This window comes from Microbacterium sp. NPDC089188 (assembly GCF_040685155.1).
In the GTDB taxonomy this organism is placed as follows: domain Bacteria; phylum Actinomycetota; class Actinomycetes; order Actinomycetales; family Microbacteriaceae; genus Microbacterium; species Microbacterium galbum.
Map to the genome: position 1 here is coordinate 326,105 of NZ_JBFBHH010000002.1, position 16,158 is coordinate 342,262.

At 72.7% G+C, this 16,158-nt stretch carries 16 protein-coding genes; 7 read left to right on the forward strand and 9 right to left on the reverse strand.

Going from position 1 to position 16,158, the window contains the following annotated elements; genetic code table 11:
* Positions 1-2: 2 nt before the first annotated feature.
* Positions 3-710, reverse strand: coding sequence for a DUF3105 domain-containing protein (locus AB0N80_RS07680; protein ID WP_363390267.1), 708 nt, complete (start codon positions 708-710; stop codon positions 3-5).
* A gap of 232 nt (positions 711-942) precedes the next feature.
* Here AB0N80_RS07680 and AB0N80_RS07685 point away from each other — a divergent pair, with 232 nt between their 5' ends.
* From AB0N80_RS07685 to AB0N80_RS07695, 3 genes are all read left to right on the forward strand, one after another.
* Positions 943-2,280, forward strand: coding sequence for a multidrug effflux MFS transporter (locus AB0N80_RS07685; protein WP_315994999.1), 1,338 nt, complete (start codon positions 943-945; stop codon positions 2,278-2,280).
* 88 nt (positions 2,281-2,368) lie between these two features.
* Positions 2,369-3,067: a phosphatase PAP2 family protein gene (locus tag AB0N80_RS07690; protein WP_315994998.1), complete on the forward strand. Its 699-nt coding sequence runs from the start codon at positions 2,369-2,371 to the stop codon at positions 3,065-3,067.
* A gap of 10 nt (positions 3,068-3,077) precedes the next feature.
* Positions 3,078-4,988 carry a helicase HerA-like domain-containing protein gene (locus AB0N80_RS07695; RefSeq protein WP_315994997.1) on the forward strand — a complete coding sequence of 637 codons (1,911 nt, stop codon included), beginning with the start codon at positions 3,078-3,080 and terminating at the stop codon, positions 4,986-4,988.
* A 204-nt stretch (positions 4,989-5,192) separates the two neighbouring features.
* On the opposite strand, the gene AB0N80_RS07700 is transcribed toward AB0N80_RS07695, so the two are convergent.
* On the reverse strand, positions 5,193-6,662 hold the full coding sequence (locus tag AB0N80_RS07700; protein ID WP_315994996.1) for an MFS transporter: 1,470 nt from the start codon (positions 6,660-6,662) through the stop codon (positions 5,193-5,195).
* Between the two features lie 143 nt (positions 6,663-6,805).
* Between AB0N80_RS07700 and AB0N80_RS07705 the strand changes: the two genes are divergently transcribed.
* The 3 genes from AB0N80_RS07705 to AB0N80_RS07715 all read left to right on the forward strand — a co-directional run bounded on the left by AB0N80_RS07705 (position 6,806) and on the right by AB0N80_RS07715 (position 9,440).
* Complete coding sequence (locus AB0N80_RS07705) at positions 6,806-8,419, forward strand: SDR family oxidoreductase (protein WP_363578375.1); 1,614 nt, start codon at positions 6,806-6,808, stop codon at positions 8,417-8,419.
* Positions 8,420-8,532: 113 nt separating this feature from the next.
* Complete coding sequence (locus AB0N80_RS07710; RefSeq protein WP_363578376.1) at positions 8,533-9,015, forward strand: MogA/MoaB family molybdenum cofactor biosynthesis protein; 483 nt, start codon at positions 8,533-8,535, stop codon at positions 9,013-9,015.
* Positions 9,012-9,440 (forward strand): molybdenum cofactor biosynthesis protein MoaE, encoded by a 429-nt coding sequence (locus tag AB0N80_RS07715; protein WP_315994993.1) that lies wholly within the window; start codon positions 9,012-9,014, stop codon positions 9,438-9,440. Before AB0N80_RS07710 ends, AB0N80_RS07715 begins: the two co-directional genes overlap by 4 nt.
* A gap of 58 nt (positions 9,441-9,498) precedes the next feature.
* Here the strand turns inward: AB0N80_RS07715 and AB0N80_RS07720 are convergent, their stop codons facing one another.
* The 5 genes from AB0N80_RS07720 to moaA are packed head-to-tail and all read right to left on the reverse strand — an operon-like array spanning position 9,499 to position 13,460.
* Positions 9,499-9,735: a MoaD/ThiS family protein gene (locus AB0N80_RS07720; protein ID WP_315994992.1), complete on the reverse strand. Its 237-nt coding sequence runs from the start codon at positions 9,733-9,735 to the stop codon at positions 9,499-9,501.
* Positions 9,732-10,226: a cyclic pyranopterin monophosphate synthase MoaC gene (gene moaC, locus AB0N80_RS07725; RefSeq protein WP_315994991.1), complete on the reverse strand. Its 495-nt coding sequence runs from the start codon at positions 10,224-10,226 to the stop codon at positions 9,732-9,734. The genes AB0N80_RS07720 and moaC overlap by 4 nt, the downstream gene beginning before the upstream one ends.
* Entirely contained in the window at positions 10,223-11,446 is a 1,224-nt protein-coding gene (gene glp, locus AB0N80_RS07730; protein WP_363578377.1) for a gephyrin-like molybdotransferase Glp, read from the reverse strand. The genes moaC and glp overlap by 4 nt, the downstream gene beginning before the upstream one ends.
* A gap of 14 nt (positions 11,447-11,460) precedes the next feature.
* Entirely contained in the window at positions 11,461-12,243 is a 783-nt protein-coding gene (locus tag AB0N80_RS07735; RefSeq protein WP_363578378.1) for a HesA/MoeB/ThiF family protein, read from the reverse strand.
* Positions 12,240-13,460, reverse strand: a complete 1,221-nt coding sequence (moaA, locus tag AB0N80_RS07740; RefSeq protein WP_315994988.1) for a GTP 3',8-cyclase MoaA — start codon at positions 13,458-13,460, stop codon at positions 12,240-12,242. Before moaA ends, AB0N80_RS07735 begins: the two co-directional genes overlap by 4 nt.
* 277 nt (positions 13,461-13,737) lie before the next feature.
* Here moaA and AB0N80_RS07745 point away from each other — a divergent pair, with 277 nt between their 5' ends.
* Positions 13,738-14,133, forward strand: coding sequence for a TOBE domain-containing protein (locus AB0N80_RS07745; protein ID WP_315994987.1), 396 nt, complete (start codon positions 13,738-13,740; stop codon positions 14,131-14,133).
* A gap of 18 nt (positions 14,134-14,151) precedes the next feature.
* Here AB0N80_RS07745 and AB0N80_RS07750 read toward each other — a convergent pair whose 3' ends face one another.
* Positions 14,152-15,066 (reverse strand): SDR family oxidoreductase, encoded by a 915-nt coding sequence (locus tag AB0N80_RS07750; RefSeq protein ID WP_363578379.1) that lies wholly within the window; start codon positions 15,064-15,066, stop codon positions 14,152-14,154.
* Between the two features lie 173 nt (positions 15,067-15,239).
* The gene (locus tag AB0N80_RS07755; RefSeq protein ID WP_363390240.1) at positions 15,240-16,079 is read right to left on the reverse strand and encodes a helix-turn-helix transcriptional regulator; all 840 of its coding nucleotides are present in this window, start codon (positions 16,077-16,079) and stop codon (positions 15,240-15,242) included.
* Positions 16,080-16,158 lie beyond the last annotated feature (79 nt).

Below are 16,158 nucleotides of genomic sequence, written 5' to 3' on the forward strand. Positions count from 1 at the left end.
GTTCAGGCCTTGCCCGGTCCGTCGATCGCGCCGGAGCACGACGCGTTCGGCTCGGGGGCGTTCTGGCTGCGCCAGTACTCGGTGAAGAACTCGGAGATGCGCGGGTCGCTCGGGTCGTCGACCTTGAGCTGGTGGTTCCACGCGCTCACGGCGACGGGCGTGTCGAGGCCGGGGTAGGGCGAGAGCAGCGCGTAGCTGGAGGGCATGACGGCCTTCAGCGCGTCGATGCCGGCCTCGTCGATCTCGTCCGGGTTGTAGGTGATCCAGATGGCGCCGTGCTCGAGGGAGTGCACGGCGTTCTCGTTCTGCTGAGGCTCGGTGTAGACGCCGCAGTTCAGCCAGTACGGGTTGTGGGGGCCGCCCGCGGGGGGCGTCTGCTCGTAGGTGACCGCGCCCTGCACGTGGTCGGAGCGGTTCTCGAACGTCTGCACGCCGTCGATCTCGCGCCCGGTGCTGTTGCCCGCCTGGTAGCTGGTGGGGGGTGCCGGGGCGAAGGCGAAGGATGCCACGACAAGACCGATCACCGCGAGAGCCGCCGTGGAGCCCACGACCCACCACACGAGCTTGCCGCGCTTACGCTTCGCGACCTGCTTCTGGTATTCGGCGAGCTTCTCCTGGCGCTTCTGCTCGCGCTGCTGCTTGACGGTGAGGTCGATCTGGGCCTGCTTCGCGGGGTTGCCGCTCGCTCGCTTGTCGGAGGGGGAGGTCATGCGCTGTGTTCAGTCTCTCTTCGGGGCGGGACACATCGGCATCCGCCGACCTGTCCAGACTATTCGGATGAATGGGCCGTTGGCCTGGGAGGAAACCCCGAGCCGGGATGGTGGCCGACGGGGGAGTCACGGTAGTATGACGATGTCGAATCGATTCGAGGTTCGACGATCCCCCCTTTTTCTCAGCCCGGCTCGCGCCGGGCTGTCCGTGTTGCGAAACGAAACCAGACGCGTGCTCGATACTGCCTCCCACCCCGTCATCCCGACGTCGTCCCACCCGGTGCCGACGACCACCGGCGCGATCCGCTCGCTGGGCAAGAACCCCGCGACCGCGCCCATCGTGCTGCACCCCGGCGATTCGATCCCCGCCTCGCGCCGGGTGCTGTACATCATCGTCCTCGGCGCGCTGACCGCTCTCGGCCCGTTCACGATCGACCTCTACCTGCCCGCCTTCCCGGTGCTCGAGGCCGACTTCCAGACCACCGCCGCTGCGATCCAGCTCACCCTCACCGGCACGATGATCGGATTCGCCCTGGGGCAGTTGATCGTCGGACCGCTCAGCGACAAGGTCGGTCGTCGTATCCCGCTGCTGTCGGTGACGGCGCTGCACGTGGCGGCGAGCATCTTCGCCGCCCTGGCCCCGACCCTCGGCACCCTCTCGATCGCGCGCGTGCTCATGGGGGCCGGCGCGGCCGCGGGCGGCGTGGTGGCGGCCGCGATCATCCGCGACCTGTTCGGCGGCAAGCGGCTCGTCGTGATGCTCTCGCGCATGGCGATGGTCTCGGGGGTCGCGCCCGTGCTCGCCCCTCTCGCCGGATCCGCCCTGCTGCTGGTGATGAACTGGCGCGGCATCTTCGTCGTGCTGGCCGTCTACGGCGCGGTCATGCTCGTTTCGGCGATCCTCTTCGTCCCCGAGACGCTGCCCCCGGCACGTCGCGGGGGACCGGGCTCGAGCACGGTGTGGCAGCGCTACGGCAGCGTCTTCCGCGACCGCGTCTTCATCGGCGTGCTCATCATCGGCGCGATGGCGTTCAGCGGACTGTTCTCCTACCTGTCGGCATCCTCCTTCCTCTTCCAGGTGACCTACGGCTTCAACCCGCAGCAGTACGGCGTCCTCTTCGCGGTCAACTCCGTGGGCGTCGTCGTGGGCGTGCAGATCGCCTCGCGTCTCGCCGCGCGCTTCGGCCCGCAGTGGGTCCTGGCGGTGTCGACGGCGGTGCTGGTGATCGCGGGCGGCGCCATCGTGCTCACCGATCAGTTGGGCCTGGGGCTGTGGGGGACCGTCATCCCGCTGTTCTTCTTCATGACCGCGTGCGGGTTCACCTTCCCCTGCGCGCAGGTGCTCGCGCTCGACCGGCACGGCAAGGCCGCCGGGACCGCGCAGTCGATCATCGGCGCGGCGAACTTCGGTGTCGCGGGGATCATCTCCCCCGTCGTGGGCCTGCTCGCGACGGGCTCGGGCATCACCGCCACGACGATGGCCGCGGTCATGGTCGGGTGCGCGGTGATCGGGGTGCTGGCTCTGTGGCTGCTGGTGCGCCCGAAGACGGTGGAGCGCCTCGCGCCGTGACACCCGCGCGCAGTCGCGAACAGTAGCAGGGCGGACGGTCTGCGCATCGACCGTTCCGCCCGCGCCCGCGACGCGGCATCATGAGTCGATGGATGCCACCGCGATCGAGGACGTGCTCGACACGCGTCCGCAGCGTTTCCGCGCCGTCGTCGGGGTGGTGCTGATCGCCCTGGCCTGCGGGCTGGGGGCGTGGGTGTTCTTCCGGGGGCCGAGTCCCTTCGCGATCGACGTGTGGTGGAACCAGCTGTTCGCCGCCGCGCCCTCGCAGCCGGTATACGTCTTCGCCCTGGTCATGGACACCGTCGGGGGACACCTGACGGCGGTGCTGATCGTGCCGGTGCTGGGCGCTCTCGCCTTGTTCCTGTCGCGACGGCGGTGGTCGGCGCTGTACTTCCTGAGCGCCTCCGTCGGCAGCGCGCTGCTCGTGCAGGTGCTCAAGCACACGTTCGGGCGGGCGCGCCCCGAGGACATCCTCATCCTGAGCGACTACGGCTCCTTCCCCTCCGGTCACACCGCCAACGCCGCGACGATCGCCGTCGTGGCCGCCGTGCTGTTCCCGCGCGCCTGGGTGCGCATCGTCGGTGTGGCGTGGGTCGTGCTGATGGCGTTCAGCCGCACCTACCTCCACGCCCACTGGCTCTCCGACACCGCCGGCGGGGCCCTCGTGGGCGCGGGGGCCGCCTTCGTCCTCGCCGCCGCGTTCTCGCGTCTGCGTGCCCGCGACGAGGACCGCTTGACGATCCGACGCCTGCGCAAGACGGATGCCGGACCGGCGGTGTCGTCGTAGGCTGACGCGCATGAGCGAGCCCGACGACGCGCCCTCCGTCCCCGCCGCGGCCGAGGCCGAGGTCGCGCGGCTCAGAGCGGAGGCCGAGGCGGCCGAAGCGGAGCTCCGACTCGCCCGTGCCCGCGCCGACCTCGCCGCGGCGGAGGCCGCTGCCGCGGCGGCACGGGTCCGCGCCGCGGGAGGCGGTGAGACGACGGCCGCGGGAGGTGCGCCGTCGGAACCGGCTGCGGAGACGCCCGGGGCGTCGGTATCCGTCCCCGCACCGGCGGGGCCCGCACCGTCGACACCCGACGCGCCGCTGACCGACGCGCAGGTCGCGAAGATCGCCGCCGGCTACGCGGCCGACGGCGCGGCGCTGGACCTGGGCGTGCTCATGAACGGCGGGCCGGTGGCATCCGTTCCGGTGCGCATCCCCCTCGCGATGATGAACCGGCACGGGCTCGTGGCGGGCGCGACGGGTACGGGCAAGACGCGCACGCTGCAACTGCTGGCCGAGCAGCTCTCGCAGAACGGCGTCCCGGTGTTCGCCGCCGACATCAAGGGCGACCTCTCCGGGCTGGCGGCCGCGGGCACGCCGAGCGACAAGCTCTCTGCCCGCACCGCCGCGCTCGGACAGCAGTGGTCGGCGCGGGCCTTCCCGACCGAGTTCTACGCGCTCGGCGACGACGTGGGCTCCGGCATCCCAGTGCGGGCCACCGTGTCGGGCTTCGGGCCGCTCCTGCTCAGCCGCGTGCTGGGCTTGAACGCCACGCAGGAGTCGAGCCTGGGACTGGTGTTCCACTACGCCGACGAGAAGGGCCTGGCGCTGGTCGACCTTGCCGACCTGCGAGCGGTGCTGACGTACCTCACGGGGGACGAGGGCAAGGCCGAGCTGAAGGGCATCGGCGGGCTGTCTGCGGCGACGGCGGGGGTGATCCTGCGCGAACTCGTGGCGTTCTCGGCCGCGGGTGCCGACACCTTCTTCGGCGAGCCCGAGCTCGACGTGTCGGTCTTCCTGCGAACGGGCGCGGAGGGCGCCGGCATCGTGAGCCTGCTCGAGGTGCCGAACGTCGCCGCGCGCCCGGAGCTGTACTCCACGTTCCTCATGTACCTGCTCGCCGAGCTGTACGAGGTGCTCCCGGAGGTGGGTGACCTCGACAAGCCCAAGCTCGTGTTCTTCTTCGACGAGGCGCACCTGCTCTTCCGCGATGCCTCGAAGGCCTTCCTCGAGGCGATCACGCAGACCGTGCGCCTCATCCGGTCGAAGGGCGTCGGGGTGTTCTTCGTGACCCAGACGCCGAAGGACGTGCCCGGCGACGTGCTCGCCCAGCTCGGCTCGCGCGTGCAGCACGCCCTGCGGGCCTTCACCCCCGACGACGCCACGGCGTTGCGCGCGTCGGTGCGCACCTACCCCGACTCGGGCTACGACCTCGAGCGCGTGCTGCAGGAGCTCGGCACGGGTGAGGCGATCATCACCGTGATGAGTGAGCGCGGCGCCCCCACCCCGGTCGCGTGGACGCGCCTGTTCGCGCCGCGGGCGTCGATGTCGCCGATCACCGCGGACGCCATGGCCTCGGCCGTGTCGGCATCCGCCCTGTTCCCGATGTACGCGACGCCGATCGACCGGGAGTCGGCGCGCGAGATCCTCGGTGCCCGCATGCAGGCGGCCGCCGACGCCCGCGAGGCCGAGGAGCGGGCGAAGAAGGCCGCGGCCGACCAGGCCGAGTACGCGAAGCAGAAGGCGGCGATCGACAAGGCCAACGCCGAGGCGCAGAAGAAGGCGCAGCGCGAGTACGAGCGGATCCTCAAGAGCACCGCCGCCCCTCGCAGCCGCTCGAGCGCGCCGACCCCGGGCCTCGACGGGCTGCTCGGGCGCGGGGCCACGAAGAGCATCGTGAACGGTGTCATCCGCGGATTGTTCGGCAACAGCCGTCGGCGCTGAGCGGGACGGGGTCGGCTGTCGGCCCGGTGGCTGCGGCGCGCGCTGAGCTGGTGAGGTGCGCAGGGCCGGGGGGTTCGCGGCTCTCGGGCCGAGGGTGGGCGGATCGCTGAGCGCAGAAGCGCGCGAGGAGTACGGCGAGGGGATGCGCGGAGCGCGGAGGGGGCGGAGGCCGGTGGTCCCGGCATCCGCCCCCTCCGCGTCACGTCACGAGCGGCGGATCGCCAGCGGCATCGTCGAGGTGTCGATGAGCGGGTCGTCGTCCTGGCGCTCCACCAGGGCCTCGGCCTCGGCGGGGGTCTCGACCGTGGGCACGGATCCCAGCAGCGGGCGCTTCGCCGTCTCGCGCATCGACAGCAGCGCGACGAGTCCGAGAGCGGCGAAGAACATGATGTAGAACGCGGGCATGAGCGTGTTGCCGGTGAGATCGATGAGCGCCTGGCTGAACAGCGGGGTGGTCCCGCCGAAGAGCGACACGGCGACGTTGTAGGCGACGGCCATGGCGCCGAAGCGCGACGCCGTGGGGAACAGGGCGGGCAGGGCGGATGCCGAGATGGCGACGTAGAACGCCACCGGGACCGCCGCCATGAACAGCGCGATGATGACCGCCCACAGCTCGCCGATCTGCATGATGAGGAAGGCCGGGACGAGCAGGACCAGGGCCGACCCCGCGGCGATCGCGTACACGGGCTTGCGGCCGATGCGGTCGCTGAGGCGGCCGATGAGCGGGAGTGTGGCCGACATGATCAGCAGGACCGGCACGGTCGCGATCGCGGCGGAGAGGTTGGAGACGCCCACCTCCTTCTCGAGGTAGGTCGGCATGTAGCTCGTGAGGGCGTAGCCGGCGGTGTTCGTCGCGGCCACCAGGGCGATGCCGATGAGCAGCGCCTTCCAATGGTGGCGCACGATGCCCACGAGCCCCTGCCGGGCCATCGGGTCGTCGGCGTCGGCCTCGACCGCCCCGGCCTGCTCGAAAGCGGGCGTCTCGGGGATGCGGAGGCGGAAGTAGATGGCGACGATGCCGAGCGGGACGGCGAGGAGGAACGGGATGCGCCATCCGTACTCGGTCATGGCGTTCTCGCCCGAGACGGAGGTGGTGATCGCGGTCGTGATCGCCACCGCCGAGGCGCCCGCGGCGAAGCCGACGTACGAGCCGACGTCGAGCCACGACGACCAGAAGCCGCGGCGCTTGTCGGGGGAGAACTCCGACACGTAGGTCGTGGCGCCGGCGTACTCGCCGCCGGTGGAGAAGCCCTGCACCATCTTCAACAGATACAGCGGGATGATCGCCCACAGGCCGATCTGCGCGGAGGTGGGCAGGATGCCGATGAGCGCGGTGGCCGTGGCCATCATCGCCATCGTGAGGAACAGCACCTTCTGCCGGCCGATGCGGTCGCCCAGGGGCCCGAGCACGAAGCCGCCGAAGGGGCGGACGAGGAAGGAGATCGCGAAGCCGAGGAGCGTGACCAGCAGACCCCACGGGGCGGGGACGTCGGAGGCGAAGACAGCGGTGAGCGTCACGGCCAGGTAGCCGTAGATGCCGAAGTCGAACCACTCCATGAAGTTGCCGACGACGGTGCCGCCGATCGCGGTGCGCACGCGCTTCTTGTCGACGACGATGACGTCGTCGACCTCGAGCCGGGGTGCTCCGGATGCCGAGGGGGATTTCTCGTTCATCCCTCTACCGTTACCCCCATCGCGTCCGCGTTTCCAGTCCGCGCGCTGCGCGAGGGGTGGTGCTACCGGCCGTGGCCGCCGACCGCACGGTGCCTCTCGTCAAGCCCCCGGAGATGTCGGAGGCCCGGCGTACCGTGTCGGGCATGACCGAGCTCTCCGCCCCCACCGGCCGCGAACCCGCCCTCGTCGCGCAGCCCCGACCCGACGGGTCGGCCCCCCGCGCCCTCGTCCTGGGGGCGACCGGCTACTTGGGCGGACGGCTCGTTCCCCGACTGCTGTCGGCGGGCTACCGCGTGCGCGTCCTCGCGCGGGATCCGCGCCGTGTCGAAGCGTTCCCGTGGGGCGATGAGGTCGAGATCGCGGCCGGTGACGCCACCGACCGCGAGGCCGTGCGCGCCGCCGTCGAGGGCGTCGACGTGCTCTACTACCTCATCCACTCGATGGGCAGCGCGCGCGACTTCGAGGCGACCGACCGCGTCGCCGCGCAGACCGTCGCCGACGCCGCCGCCGCGGCATCCGTGTCGCGCATCATCTACCTGGGCGGCCTGCACCCCGACGACGCCACCCTGTCGGCGCACCTGCGTTCGCGGGTGGAGGTGGGCGACATCCTGCTGCACAGCGGGGTGCCGACCCTCGTGCTGCAGGCCGGCGTGGTGATCGGGTCGGGCTCGGCGTCGTTCGAGATGGTGCGCCACCTCACCGACGTGCTGCCGTACATGCCGGCGCCCAAATGGGTGCGCAACCATATCCAGCCGATCGCGGTGCGCGACGTGCTGCACTACCTGCTCGGAGCCGCCCGCGTCGCGCCGAACGTCAACCGCGCCGTCGACATCGGCGGGCCCGACGTTCTGCGGTACGGGCAGATGATGAACGGCTACGCCATGGAGGCCGGTCTCCCGCAGCGGGCCATCGCCTCTCTTCCCGTGCTCACCCCGCGCCTGGCCTCGCACTGGGTCAACCTCGTCACCCCGATTCCGAAGTCGATCGCGCGCCCGCTGGTGGAGTCGCTGCAGAACGACTGCATCGTGAAGGACCGCGCGATCGACGATCTCGTCCCGCGCCCCGAGGGTGGCCTGCTGCCGTATCGCGAGGCCGTGCGTCGGGCGCTCGGCCGCGTGAACGACGACGCCATCGAGACCAGCTGGCAGGATGCCGAGGTGTCGGGCGCTCCGAGCGACCCGCTGCCGAGCGACCCCGAGTGGGCGGGGCGGCTCGTCTACACCGATGTCCGCACGATGACCACGAAGGCCAGCGCCGCGCAGCTCTGGTCGGTGATCGAGGGCATCGGCGGCGAGAACGGGTGGTACTCGTCGCCACTACTGTGGGCGATCCGCGGCTGGATGGACCGGCTGGTCGGCGGGGTCGGCCTCGCCCGCGGTCGGCGCAGCCGCTCGGTCGTCACCGTCGGCGATGCGCTCGATTTCTGGCGGGTCGAGGCCATCGAGCCGGGCCACCTGCTGCGTCTGCGGGCGGAGATGAAGGTGCCCGGGGGAGCGTGGCTCGAACTGCGCGCCACGCCGGAGGGCGAGGGGGCGCGCTTCGACCAGCGCGCACTGTTCTTCCCCACGGGCCTCGCCGGTCGCCTCTACTGGCTCTCGGTGCTGCCGTTTCACGGCCTGATCTTCAGCGGCATGGCGCGACGCATCACCGCGGCCGCCGAGCACGTGCAGCGGGAGGACCTCGCGCCGAAGGCGAAAGCGGGACGCATCGCCCCGGAGATCGCCGAGGTCGAGACCACCGCGGCCCCCTCGGCGTGAGGCGGGGCCGGTGAGCGCGGACGACGGTCAGGCCGCGACGGGGGCGCGATGCAGCCGCCGGGGCGGCGCGGCCGGAGAGCCCATCCCCACGATGGCGGCCTAGGCTGAACCGCGTGCCTCATCACGCCCGCGTCCTGACCGTCTCCGATCGCTCCGCCGCGGGACTGCGCGAAGACCGCGGGGGTCCGCTCGCGGTGTCGTTGCTGCAAGAGGCCGGCTTCTCCTGCGACGAGCCCCTCGTCGTGCCCGACGGGGCCGACAGCGTCGAGTCCGCTCTTCGCGACCTCGTCGACCAGGGGCCGGGGCTCATCGTCACCACCGGCGGCACCGGGATCGCCCCGACCGACCGCACGCCCGAGGGCACCGGCCGCGTCCTGGACCGCGAGCTTCCCGGGATCGCCGAGGAGCTGCGCCGTCGAGGACTCGCCGACACCCCTCTGTCGGTGATCTCGCGCGGGCTGGCCGGGATCGTCGACCCCGGTGTCCTCGTCGTCAATCTCCCCGGATCGACGCGTGCCGTGGCATCCGGGATCGCCGTCGTCGCGGAGCTCGCCCCGCACGTCCTCGACCAGCTCGCCGGAGGAGACCACTCATGAGCGCCGTCCGCATCGCCCGCCTGTCGGAGCAGCCCCTCGACCTCGACCTGCACCTCGACGCCGTCGAGGACTCCTCGTCGGGGGCCGTGACCACCTTCGTCGGTCGCGTGCGCGACACCGATCCCGACGCCTCCGATGCCGTCGTCGCCCTGGAGTACAGCGCGCACCCCGACGCCGAGCAGACCCTGCACCGCATCGCCGCCGACGCCGCCGCCGGCACCGACGCCATCGTCGCCGTCAGTCACCGTGTCGGGCGTCTCGAGGTGGGCGAGGCCGCGGTCGTCATCGCCGTGGCGTCCGGTCACCGGGCTGCCGCGTTCGAGGTGTGCCGCACGGTCATCGAGACGATCAAGACCGACTTGCCCGTGTGGAAGCGGCAGGTCGAGGCCGACGGCACGACGGAGTGGAAGGGCCTGGGCGGCTAGAGACGGCCGGGCGCCGGGGCCGGTTGCGCGCCTCGAGCCGAGGTGAGGCGAGGCGGGCTCAGCCCCCGGCGAAGGGCGGCAGAACGTCGACGTGCGTGACGCCGTCGAGCGCGGCGTCGTCGTCATGACGGGTGCCGTCGACGAGCACGGCGCAGCGGTCGAGGATCCCGCCGAGAGCGGGGTGGTCCGCGACGACCCCGGAGCGCAGTGCCGCGAGGGTCGGCTCGGCGCGGTCCTCGGCGTCGGTCCCCGCGGCGTCGGCGGCCGCGGCGAAGTAGCGCACCCGCACGCTCATGCGGTCACCGCCGTGCCGGGCTCGCCGGGACGATGCCAGTCGCCCGATTTGCCGCCGGTCTTCGACACGATGCGCACGTTCTCGATCGAGGTGCCCTTGTCCAGACCCTTCACCATGTCGACCACCGCGAGGGCTGCCACCGAGACGCTCGTGAGCGCCTCCATCTCGACGCCGGTGCGGTCGGCCGTGCCGACGGTGGCCTCGATCTCGACGCCGGCGTCGGTGATCCGGAGGTCGACCGAGGCGCGGTGCACCCCGATGACGTGAGCGAGGGGGAGCAGTGCGGGGGTGGATTTGGCGGCCTGGATGCCGGAGATCCGCGCCACGGCGAGCACGTCGCCCTTGGGGGTGGTGCCGTCGCGGAGCGCCGCGACGACCTCGGGCGCGCAGCGCACGAACCCGCGTGCGGTGGCGGTGCGGACGGTGGGCTGTTTCTGCGTGACATCGACCATGCGGGCGTGGCCCGCGGCATCCAGGTGGGTGAAGGTCATGGGATCAGCATGACATCGACGACGTCGCCCACCGACACGGTGGACACCTCGGCCGGGACGATCGCGAACGCCTCGGCACGGGCGAGAGAGGCCGCGAGGTGCGAGCCGGAGCCGCCGGCGGTGGCCGGGCGGACGGTGCCCGCGACGAGGTCGACCGCCGCGGGGAGGTACTGCCGTCGGCCGGGCGGTGTCGTCCAGGTCTCGGATGCCGTGAGCCGGGCGAGGCGTCGATCGATGACCGCGCGGCCCTGCAGCGCCAGCAGCGCCGGGCGGACGAAGACCTCGAACGAGACGGCGACGCTCACGGGGTTGCCGGGCAGCCCGAACACCAGCCGTCCGTCGGGGAGTGCCCCGAACGCCTGCGGCTTGCCGGGCTGCATCGACACCTTCTCGAACGCGATGCGGTCGCTGAGGGCGAGGCGTACCGGTTCGTAGGCGCCGGCGCTGACGCCGCCGGTGAACACGACGACGTCGGCGCGCGACGCTCGGTCGAGCACGGTCTCGATGCCGGCGGGATCGTCGCCGACGCGGTCGACGAGTTCGAGGTCGGCATCGGCGCCGTCGACGAGCGCCGCGAGCAGAGTGGCGTTGGAGTCGGGGGTCTGCCCTCTGCCGGGCGCGGTGCCCGGCGCCACGAGCTCGCTGCCGGTCGACACCACGGCGACGCGCGGGCGGCGGGTGACGCTCACGGCATCCACCCCGGCGGCGGCCGCGGCGGCGAGGGCGAAGGGGCCGAGACGCTCCCCGGCTGAGAGCACCGTGTCACCGGCGCGCGTGTCGCCGCCCCGGCGGCGGATGAACGCCCCCTCTCCGGCGGGGGAGCGACGCACGGTCACGGTTCCCAGCGAGTCGGCGAGGCCGCCCGCGGTGTCTTCGAACGGCACGATCGCGTCGGACATGGCGGGGACCGGCGCTCCCGTCATGATGCGGGCGGCCTCACCGGGCGCGAGCGCGGGGTCGTCGGTCGTGCCGGCGGGCAGATCGGCGACCACTCGAAGGGTCGCCGGGTTCTCGGCATCCGCTCCCGCGACGTCGGAGAAACGCACGGCGAAACCGTCCATCGACGAGTTGTCGAAGCCGGGCAGATCGTGCGCCGCGAGAACGGGTTCGGCGAGCGTGCGTCCGGCCGCGTCGGCGAGGGCGACCCTCTCGGCGGGCAGGAGCGACACGGCGGCGAGCACGCGGTCGCGGTGCTGTTCGACGGTGCGCAGCTCGGTCATCGGGGCCTCCGTGGTCAGGATCCGGCCGCGGGGCGGGCGGCCGGGGTGAGCGGGATCACGTCGTGGCGGGCGCGCAGCGCGTCGATCACGACGAGGCGGCCCAGCAGCGGTTCTCCGGCGCCGGTCACGAGCTTGATCGCCTCGGTGGCGAGCAGGCCGCCGACCTGCACGCACAGCGATCCCAGCACGCCCACCTGGGCGCACGTCGGCGGTTCGCCGGCGGACCCCGTCGGGAACAGATCGCCGAGCACGACGGGGGAGTGCCCCTCGGGCGGGGCCGACCAGAACACCGTCACCTGCGCGGCCCACTCCTGCACCGCACCCCAGACGAGGGGGATGCCGAGATGCTCGGCGGCGGCGGCGACGGCCTCGCGCGTGTCGAAGGTGTCGCTGCCGTCGATCACGAGGTGAGCGCCGTCGAGCAGCGCGACGGCGTTGTCGGAGGTCAGCCGTACCGTTCGCTCATGGACGACGGTCAGCGGCGAGAGATCACGCACGGCGCGCGCGGCGGAGGCGGTCTTCGTGGTGCCGATGTCGTCGACGCGGTGCGCGAGCTGCCGCTGCAGGTTGGTGCGCTCGACCGTGTCGTCGTCGATGATCACGAGTTCGCCCACCCCGGCGGCGGCGAGGGCGAGCAGCACGGGGGACCCGAGCCCGCCGGCGCCGATCACGGCGATGCGGGCGGCCGCGATCCTCCGCTGTCCCTCTTCGCCGATGGCCGCGAGGACGGCATGGCGAGCGGTGCGGATCAGCTCTTCCGGGGCGAGGGATGCCACCGGCTCGACGAGCGGCCTCATCCGCCGATCGCGCTCATGGTGCGCTCGGGCTGGACGAAGTCGGCACGCGCGAGACCGACGCGGTCGGAGCCGTGCGCACGGGGCTTGGCCCACATGGCATCCCGCCAGATCTGGGCGATGCCCTCGTCGTCGGCGCCGTCGCGGACGGCCGTGAGCAGATCTGTCTCCTCGTGCGAGAACAGGCACGAGCGCACCTTGCCGTCGGCTGTCACGCGCGTGCGCGTGCAGGCGGCGCAGAAGGGTTCGGTGACCGAGGAGATGATGCCGACGTGCCCGGCCACGGCGGTCTCGCCGGGGCGGCGGACCTCCCAGCGCTCGGCGGGAGCGGCTCCGCGGCCGCGCGGGTCGGCGGTGAGCGTGAAGGCCTCTTCGATGGCGGCGCGGATGTCGCGAGCGGGGATGACGTTCGTGGCGCTCCACGAGCGGTCGCCGTCGAGGGGCATGTCTTCGATGAAGCGCATCTCGAAGCCGTTCGACACGGCCCAGTCGACGAGGGGCACGATCTCGGTGTCGTTGACGCCCGCGAGCAGGACCGCGTTGATCTTGATCGGCCCGAGGCCTGCTGCGCGAGCGGCCTGCAGACCCGCGAGCACCTTGTCGAGGTGCGGGCGCCGGGTGAGCTCGGCGAACGTCTCGGGGTGGAGGGTGTCGAGCGAGACGTTCAGGCGGGTCAGGCCCGCATCCTTGAGCGCCTGGGCGCGCCGGTCGAGGCCGACGGCGTTCGTGGTCATCGAGATGGGCAGATCGGGGGCGTCGGCGCGGATGCCGGCGATGATGTGCTCGAGATCCTTGCGCACGAGGGGCTCGCCGCCGGTGATGCGCAGCTCCTCGGCGCCGAGCGAGCGGACGGCGACCCGCACGATGCGGCGGATCTCGTCGGCGCTCATGAGCTGCGTCTGCGGGAGCCACGGCATCCCGTCGGCCGGCATGCAGTACGTGCAGCGCAGGTTGCACTTGTCGATGACCGAGACGCGCAGGTCGGTCGCGACGCGGCCGAAGCGGTCGAGCAGGCCGCCCTCGCGCGGGGCGCCTTCGTGCGAGGCTTTTCCGCGCGGGGTGCCGGTGGCGGGGAGCGCGGTCGCGTGGGACGTGCGCCCCGCGCTCGGGCCTGCGGGGGCGCCGGTGGCGGGCAGCGCCGTCGCGCCCGAGGCGGTCACGGTCGCGCCGAGGGGCACGGCGACCGGTCGTCGCGTCGTGCTCGCGTCCTCGGCATCCATGGGTCGAGCCTAGGCGAGCGCGGAGGGGTGAGGGCGGTCCGGCGCGTGGGTGTGCGGATCTCACCGCGGGCGGACGCCGCCGGGACCGCGACCTGCATCGGGGTGCCGCCGCGGGCGCGGGTGGCGCGTAGCGCTGTTCCGGCGTCACCGGCGGTGCGGAGCCGGTGACGCCTGCCGCCGTGAGACGGCATGCTGCTGACGACTCGGTTGCAGGGTGTCGCCGACTTGTCAGCAGGATGCTGTCTCGGCGCTCGGCGCCGACGGGTACGGTCGTCGCATGCCGAACACCTTCCGTATCGCCACCGCCGCCCGTCTGCTCGGGGTCAGCGACGACACGGTGCGGCGCTGGATCGATCAGGGGACGCTGCCCACGACGGGGGCGTCGCCGGTCGAGATCCCCGGCGCCGCCCTCGCCGAACGCGCGGTCGCGCTCGCCGACGAGCCGGACGACCCCACGGGGGTCTCCTCGAGCGCACGGAACCGTTTCACCGGCATCGTCACGCGCGTGCAGATCGACGGCCTCATGGCGCAGGTCGATCTGCAGTGCGGCCCGCACCGGGTGGTTTCGCTCATGTCGGCCGAGGCCGCGCGGGACCTCGCGGTGGAGCCCGGCTCGCTCGCGGTCGCCTCGGTCAAGGCGACGGTCGTGACGGTGGAGGCGCCCCGGGGCTGAGACCGGGCGCCCCGGTCATCACGGTGTGAAGCGCGGCCCGATGGCCTCGTGCGTCAGTGCCCACACCCGCCGGGCGTCGTCGGCGGAGCGGAAGGGCTCCCACGGTTCGCTCGCCCGCGCGGGGCCGCCGATGAGGCGCGACGGGCCGAAGAACGTGCCGTCCGAAAGCGGCGCCGTCGCCGCGAGCACGGCGGGTTCGGCGGCGGATGCCACGGTGCCGGTGATGCGCAGGTGGGTCAGCAGCCGGATGACACGGCGCGCTCCGAGTTCGCGCTCGCGGCCCACGCCGGGCTGCGCCGCGAGGAGGTTGGTCGGCGAGACGCCCGGGTGAGCGAGCGTGCTGGTGAGACCCCAGCCCTCGGCCCGGCTGCGCGCGTGGAGCTCGCGGGCGAAGAGTCCGATCGCGATCTTCGACTGCACGTACGACGCCATGGCGTCGTAGGGGGTGGCGGAGATGACGTCGGGGTCGAAGCGTCCGCGCCGCGCGGCGATGCTCGTCTGGTGCACCACGCGCGCTGTGCCCGCGCGCAGCACCGGGAGCAGGGCGAGGGTGAGCGCCGCGTGACCCAGGTGGTTCGTGCCCCACTGCAGCTCGAACCCGTCGGCGGTCTCCTGCCTGCGGGGAGGGGTCATGACGCCGGCATTGTTGACGAGCAGGTGGATCGGGCGACCTTCCTCGCGGAGGCCTGCGGCCAGAGCGTCCACCGAGTCGAGGCTGGCGAGGTCCAGCGCGCGCGTCGAGGCGACGGCATCCGGGACCTCCCTGCGCAGGGCGTCGAGCGCACGGCGGCCCTTGTCGGGGGAGCGGACGGGCAGCACCACCTCGGCGCCGAGCGAAGCGAGCCGCGTCGCGATGACGGTGCCGATGCCGTCGCTGGCGCCGGTGACGACGGCCAGCCGACCGCGGAGGGGGCGGGGGGAATCGGGAGACATGGGCGGTCCTTTCGTGGAGTGCCTCGATGCTCGCGCCCCCGGGTGCCGGGCGGCCAGTGCCCGCTCAGCCGCTGATCGACGATCCACCCCTCGGCGACCGGCGGTGCCCGGGCGCAGCGGGCTCACCGTCTGCGCGGCCCGCCCGCGGTGCTCGCCCGCCGGGGATCCACCCCTCAGCGGCCGCCGGGGGCTCCGATCACCGCGAGCAGCCGCAGTTTCTCGGCGCTCTCGCTCCCCGGCTGCGCCGTGTACACGAGCAGGCGGTGCGCATGGTCGGGGTCGACCAGGGTCTGGCATGACAGCTCCAGGCGGCCGACCTCGGGGTGGAGGAAGCGCTTGATCGCGGGCGGTCGCGCGCCGACTTCGTGAGCGAGCCAGAGAGCGGCGAACTCGTCGCTGCGCACGCGCAGGTCGTCGGCCAGGGCGGCGACCTGCGAGTCGGGTCCGCGAGCGGCGACGAGCTCGCGGAGACCCGCCGCGTAGACGCGCGACAGCGTCGCCTGTTCCTCGGGCGGGTAGGCGGCACGCGCCGACGAATCGGTGAACCAGCGGTATCCGATGCTGCGGGCGGGCCCCGATCGCAGCGTGGCATCCCCCAGCAGCGCGACACCCAGGCGGCTCTGGCGAAGGGTCTCGCCCAGCTCCGTGACGATCTCGGCGGGGGTGTCGTCGAGGCGGTCGAGGACGCGCAGCATGCCGGGGCTGATGTGCTCGGTGCCCGCGTGGCGCAGGGGAGGCCGGTGGCCCGCGAGGTGGAACAGGTGATCGCGTTCGGCGAGGCTCAGGTGCAGCCCCTGGGCGAGAGCGGTCAGCATCTGCTCCGACGGGGTGGGGCCGGTGCCCCGTTCGAGGCGCGCGTAGTAGTCGGTCGACATGTGGCTCAGCAGCGCGACTTCCTCCCGGCGCAGCCCCGCCGTACGACGGCGCACGCCTCGTGCGAGCCCCACGTCCTCCGGCTGAAGGGCTTCGCGTCGGCGCTGCAGGAAATCGCCCAGGCTGGTCAGGTCGCTCACGTCGTTCCTCGCACCCCCCGTTCCTACCCGGTGGGCGGTCGCCATGCCAGGACCCGCTGATCCACCCCTCGCTTTCTCC